General features: G+C 48.2%; 2 protein-coding genes. Both read left to right on the forward strand.

Annotated elements, in window-relative coordinates; genetic code table 11:
* Nucleotides 1-2,548: cadherin-like beta sandwich domain-containing protein (locus tag AC1DWB_RS30015; protein WP_477544769.1), on the forward strand; the 2,548-nt coding region annotated here is incomplete at its 5' end.
* A 262-nt stretch (nt 2,549-2,810) separates the two neighbouring features.
* Nucleotides 2,811-6,551, forward strand: a complete 3,741-nt coding sequence (locus AC1DWB_RS30020; protein WP_477544770.1) for a cadherin-like beta sandwich domain-containing protein — start codon at nt 2,811-2,813, stop codon at nt 6,549-6,551.
* The last annotated feature ends 168 nt before the right edge of the window (nt 6,552-6,719 follow it).

Raw genomic sequence — 6,719 nt, forward strand, 5'->3', positions numbered from 1 at the left:
CGTGGTGCTGTCGGGCGGCGCAACCTTGAATCCGACGTTCGCGTCGGGCACGGTCAGCTATACAGCAAGCGTAGCGAATCAAGTAGAAAGTCTGACGCTAACACCGACTGTAGCTGACGTTAAAGCGACGGTAAAGGTGAATGGCACGGCAGTGACAAGTGGGAACGCATCTAGCGCGATTGCGCTGGGCGTGGGTAACACCGCGATTAAAGTGGAAGTCACAGCAGAGGACGGCGTAACGAAGAAGTCGTATACAGTAACGGTGACAAGAGCAGTGGCACCACCACTGAGCCCGAACGCWGACTTGAGCAACGTGGTGCTGTCGGGCGGCGCAACCTTGAATCCGACGTTCGCGTCGGGCACGGTCAGCTATACAGCAAGCGTAGCGAATCAAGTGGAAAGTCTGACGYTAACGCCGACTGTAGCKGACGTTAAAGCGACGGTAAAGGTGAATGGCACGGCAGTGACAAGTGGGAACGCATCTAGCGCGATTGCGCTGGGCGTGGGCAACACAGAGATTAAGTTGGAAGTCACAGCAGAAGACGGCGTAACGAAGAAGACGTATACGGTAACGGTGACAAGAGCAGCAGCCCCACTGAGCCCGAACGCTGACTTGAGCAACTTGGCACTGTCGAGTGGAAGCTTAAGTCCAACGTTTGTCTCGAGCACGACCAGCTACACAGCAAGCGTGGGGAACAGCGTGAGCGGAATCACGGTAACGCCGGCGGTATCTGATGCCCTGTTTGCCACGATGACCGCGAGCGTGTATAACAGCAGCGGCACGCTGGTGAGTGGTCCGCTCGCGTTGACGAGTGAAACGGCGTCTTCATTGCTACCGCTGAGCGTAGGCAGTAACGTGGTCAAGATTGCAGTGACGGCAGAAGACGGTTTAACAACCCAAATATATAGCCTAACCATTCAAAGAGCCACAGCATTGACGGCTGATTCTGCAACACCGATACTAGTAACGCCGAGCACAGCGGTAACGATCACCGTTCCCTTAGGCGTAAAGAACGCAAATGTGGCCGTCACACCGATAACGGTAGGATCTAACAAAGAAGCGACGCTTCCGTTAATCGAAGTACAAGCGGCTACTTCATTAGGTATTGTGAGTATTACGATYCCAGAKGGAACGAAAATTACAGCTCCTGCTAATTGGGACGGAATGATCAAACTGCCTGAAGTACTGAGCACTAGCAGCGTGGTGATCAATAATGCTATCGTGCACGGCGTCATTGAAGTAGGCTCCTCGGATGTATCGTTAACCTTTGACCGTGCGGTACGTTTGYTGATCCCGAATCAAGGGGGCAAATCGGCCGGTTAYGTACGAAATGGCGTGTTTACGCCGATCACAGGCACGATATCAGCAGAYACCCAGGCTGCAGCAGATCGAGAAATTGCMGCWGGAGGGGATGCAAAAGTTACAGTTGGCAGTGACCTTGTCATTTGGACCAAGCACTTTACCAAATTTGCRGCTTATACACCGGTTACCCCGACTGAAAGCGGTGGCAGCGGCGATGGCAATGGCAGTAGCGRTGGCGGTAGCAGTGGCAGTAGCAGTAGCAGTGGCAGTAGCAGTGCTCCTTCTAATCGTTTTACGCTAGAGGCTTTCTCTAGTGCGGAGTTCACTCTCAACAACGTCAAGTTTTCAATTCCGGAAGGGGCTACGAACAAGACCATTCAAGTGACGGTAGATCAAGTGGCTGACATCTCAAGTCTACCTAAAGATGCCGCCTTCCAATTGCTTGGGGACGTTTATGAAGTTAAGAAAAATAGTGAGGGCGATTTCATTAAGCCTGTTAGGATCGTACTGCCTTTTGACAAGTCGAAGGTAGACTTCAACAAGAAGGAGGCAGCAGTCTACTGGCTGAACGAACAAACGAACAAATGGGTGAAGTTGGACAATACGAAGGTGGATCAAGCAAGCGGCACCGTATCTGGTACTGTCATGCATTTCGCAAAGTTCACCGTGCTCATTTCGGAACGAATTCAGACACCTTCGCCATCCGCGAGTGAATCGAACTTGACCGACATCAAGGGTCACTGGGCGGAAGCCAGTATTCGAGAATTGATCAAAATGGGGGCAATCAACGGTTATCCGGATCAGACCTTTAAACCGAATAACCCTATTACGAGAGCGGAATTCGTCTCCATATTGGTGAAGGCACTCAATCTTAAGTTGACAGCGCCGATTAGCAAGACCTTTGCCGATACGACTGGTGATTGGGCTGAGGACTCCATCAGTACGGCAGCAACTTTGGGAATTGTATCCGGATTTGAAGACAATACCTTCCGTCCGAGCGATCTGATCACTCGTGAACAAATGGTTGTGATTGTAGTCCGTGCGGTGAAGCTGAGTGGATCGAGCAAATTAGTCAGCTTTAAGGACCATTCAGTGATTTCCAGTTGGGCAATCGAAGCTGCAGCAACTGCAGTCGACAAAGGACTAATTAACGGTTATGAAGATGGCACATTTAGGGCACAAGCCAATACCACTCGTGCGGAAGCTACTGCGGTCATTCTTAAAGCAATGGCTCTTAGGAAATAATGTCATAGAATTAAGCTGAATCGATATCCAAGGGGACCCGTTTAATGTTCATATGGGTTTTCCAAAATGATGTTAGCAAAAGATTCTGAATGGGTAGCTCATCACGCTGAACAACTACGGTTCTTACACGCAAGATGTGGTTATTGGAATCACTTATACTCTATGTCCTGATCCAAATCGTCGTGATCGGCTTTGTAGCTCCGGCGCAAAAACGTGAGTTCTTATTCTATTCATAATATCAGGAGGATGCAAGGTGTTAATAATGCGTACAAAAGGATTGTATTGGTTAATGGTTGTCGTTTTGTTAATGGGTGCTATTTCGGTTAATTTCTCAACCACAGCTTATGCAGCCGTATATCCAGAAACTATTCATGAAGTCCCTGCAGCTGGGGGATTTAAATCGCCGATAATTGGGGGAGAATTCGATCACCCCGAACACGTAGCAGTTGATCTTAGCGGAAACGTGTATGTGACAGATGGTTGGAACGGCCAAGTACAGAAGTTTGATTCCAACGGTAATTACCTCTTACAATGGGGGAAAGATGGCAGCGGTAATGGAGAATTTAAGGGCCCTGATGGAATAGCAGTTGATGCTAGCGGAAATGTGTATGTGGGGGACTACGGCCGTATACAGAAGTTTGATTCCAGCGGTAATTACCTCTTACAATGGGGGGAAAATGGCAGCGGTAATGGACAATTCGATTTCCCTCAAGCAATAGCAGTTGATGCTAGCGGAAATGTGTATGTGGTGGACTCATTCAACGACCGTATACAGAAGTTTGATTCCAGCGGTAATTACCTCTTACAATGGGGGGAAAATGGCAGCGGTGATGGACAATTCGATTTCCCTCAAGGAATAGCAATAGACATTAGTGGAAACGTGTATGTGTCTGATGGTAACAACAACCGTATACAAAAGTTTGATTCCAGCGGTACGTACGTCACGAAATGGGGGGGAAATGGTAGCGAAAATGGACAATTCGATTCACCTCAAGGAATAGCAGTAGACAATAGCGGAAACGTGTATGTGACAGATGCTTGGAACTACCGTATACAGAAGTTTGATTCCAGCGGTACGTATGTTACGCAATGGGGAAGTGAAGGCGTGGGTAATGGACAATACCATCTTCCTATAGCAACAGCAGTTGACAATAGCGGAAACGTGTATGTGGTGGACTCCCTCAACAACCGTATACAGAAGTTTGATTCCAACGGTACTTACGTCACGAAATGGGGGCGATTTGGAAAATCCACCCCTGAACGAAGTTCTACTGCAACAGATAGCAACGGAAACGTGTATGTGATGGATCATATCAACGGCCGTATACAGAAGTTTGATTCCAGCGGTAATTACCTCTTACATTGGGGGAAAAATGGCAGCGGTAATGGAGAATTCGGGTCCCCTCAAGGAATAGCAGTTGATGCTAGCGGAAATGTGTATGTATCGGACACATTCAACAACCGTATACAGAAGTTTGATTCCAGCGGTACGTACGTTACGCAATGGGGGAAATCTGGCAGCGGTCATGGAAAATTAAATTTTCCTGGAGGAATAGCAGTAGACACTAGCGGGAACGTGTATGTAGCGGACACATTCAACCACCGTATACAGAAGTTTGATTCCAACGGTCTTTACGTCACGCAATGGGGAAGTAAAGGCAGCGGTGATGGAGAATTCGATTCTCCTACTGGAATAGCAGTCGATACTAATGGAAACGTGTATGTGACGGATAGTAACAACAACCGTATACAGAAGATTGATTCCAAAGGTTTGATTACGCAATGGGGAAGAGTTGGCATCGAAGATGGAGAATTGAGTTTCCCTCAGGGAATAGCAGTTGATACTAGCGGAAACGTGTATGTGACGGAGACTTTTAACAACCGTATACAGATGTTTAATTCCAGCGGTACTTACGTTACGCGATTGTGGGGCAGTAATTTCAATGGTTTCAATTTTCCTGTCGGAGTTACGTTTAACAATAGTGGGAATCTATATGTATTGGATATGAATGGTGGCATTAGAAAATTTAGCCTAAATAATAACGCTCGTATAACTAAATTAACGTTCACGGGGGGAACGCTCAGCCCGTCGTTTACACCTGATACAACTTCTTACACGGCATCTGTCGCTACTAGCGTATATGCAGTGACGATCACACCGGTGCTAGAAGATCCGATGGCGACAGTGGATGTATCGGGTGCATCCGGTACGGTTACTAGAGTCGTATACAACAATGTAGCTTCGTTCAGCGTACCTTTGAATGTGGGAGAGAATCCGATTGCGGTTACCGCCAAGGCAATGGATGGAGTGACTAAGAAAATCTACACGATCAATGTGACAAGGACCGCAGCGAACAGCAGCAATGCGGATTTGAACAGCTTGGCGCTGTCGAGCGGGAGCTTAAATCCGATGTTTGTGTCAGGCACGACCAGCTACACGGCAAGCGTGGGGAACAGCGTGAGCGGAATCTCGGTAACGCCGACGGTAGCAGATAGCAGCACGACCGTGAAGGTGAATGGTGTGGCAGTGACGAGCGGGAGTACGTCAGAAGCGATCAGCCTGAACGTAGGTGGCAACACGATTACTGTGGAGACAACGGCACAGGACGGAACAACGAAGAAGACATACACCGTAACCGTGACGAGGACGGCAGCGAACAGCAGCAATGCGGATTTGAACAGCTTGGTGCTGTCGAGCGGGAGCTTAAATCCAGCGTTTGCGTCAGGCACGACCAGCTACACAGCAAGCGTGGGAAACAGCGTGAGCAGCATCACGGTAACGCCGACGGTATCTGATACCCTATTTGCCACTGTGACCGCGAACGTATATAACAGCAGCGGCGTGCTGGTGAGTGGTCCGATCACGTTGACGAGCGATACGGCGTCCTCATTGCTTCCGCTGAGCGAAGGCAGTAACGTGGTCAAGATTGCAGTGACGGCAAAAGACGGTTTGACAACCCGAATATATAGCCTAACCATTCAAAGAGCCTATACACCGACTGGGAGTGGTGGAAGCGGCAGTGGCGGTGGCAGTGGTCCTTCCAATAATTTTACGATCGCGGCTTTCGCCGGTGCTGAGTTCACTCTCAACAACGTCAAGTTTTCAATTCCAGAAGGGGCTACGGACAAGACGATCCGAGTAACTGTAGATAAAGTGGCCGACATCTCAAGTCTACCTAAAGATGCCGCCCTCCAATTACTTGGAAACGTCTACGAAGTCAAGAAAAACAGTGAGGGCAATTTCATTAAGCCTGTTACGATCGTACTGCCTTTCGACGTGTCGAAGGTAGACTTCAACAAGAATGAGGTAGCAGTCTACTGGCTGAACGAACAAACGAGCAAATGGGTGGTACTGGACAACACGAAGGTGGATCAAGCAAGGGGCACCGTATCTGGTACTGTCATGCATTTCGGGAAGTTCGCCGTGTTCACTTCGGAACGAATTCAGACACCTTCGCCGTCCGCGAGTGAATTGAACTTGACCGACATCAAGGGTCACTGGGCGGAAGCCCGTATTCGAGAATTGATCAAAATGGGAGCAATCAACGGTTATCCGGATCAGACCTTTAAACCGAATAACCATATTACCAGAGCCGAATTTGTCTCCATCCTGGTGAAGGCACTCCATCTCAAGTTGACAGCGCCGATTAGCAAGACCTTTGCCGATACGAATGGTAGTTGGGCTGAGGACTCTATCGGTACGGTAGCCACTTTGGGCATTGTTTCTGGATTTGAAGACAATACCTTCCGTCCGAGCGATCTGATCACTCGTGAACAAATGGTTGCGATTGTAGTCCGTGCAGTAAAGCTGAGTGCATCGAGCAAATCTGTCAGCTTTAAGGACAATTCAGAGATTTCCAGTTGGGTAATCGAAGATGTAGCAGCAGCGACCGACAAAGGGCTAATTGACGGTTATGAAGATGGTACATTTAGGGCAAAAGCCAATACCACTCGTGCGGAAGCTACTGCGGTCATTCTTAAATCAATGGCCCTTAAGAAATAAATACTCAGATGTAGAGCTTTTTATCAGTTGGAACGAGTAATTTCGCCTACTTATGATACACTGAACCGTATCACAAATATGTCAGGAATCGAACGTAACTGGTTAACAGCTACGTGAAAATAACAAAATAGTATAATTAGCAAAATTTCTCTTAAGAGAGAGTTTGTC

It is taken from the genome of Paenibacillus sp. P4_E11, from assembly GCF_056401635.1.

Coding starts and splice junctions, on each gene's coding strand:
- AC1DWB_RS30020 (WP_477544770.1), top strand. CDS start 2,811: ATGCGTACAAAAGGATTGTATTGGTTAATGGTTGTCGTTTTGTTAATG.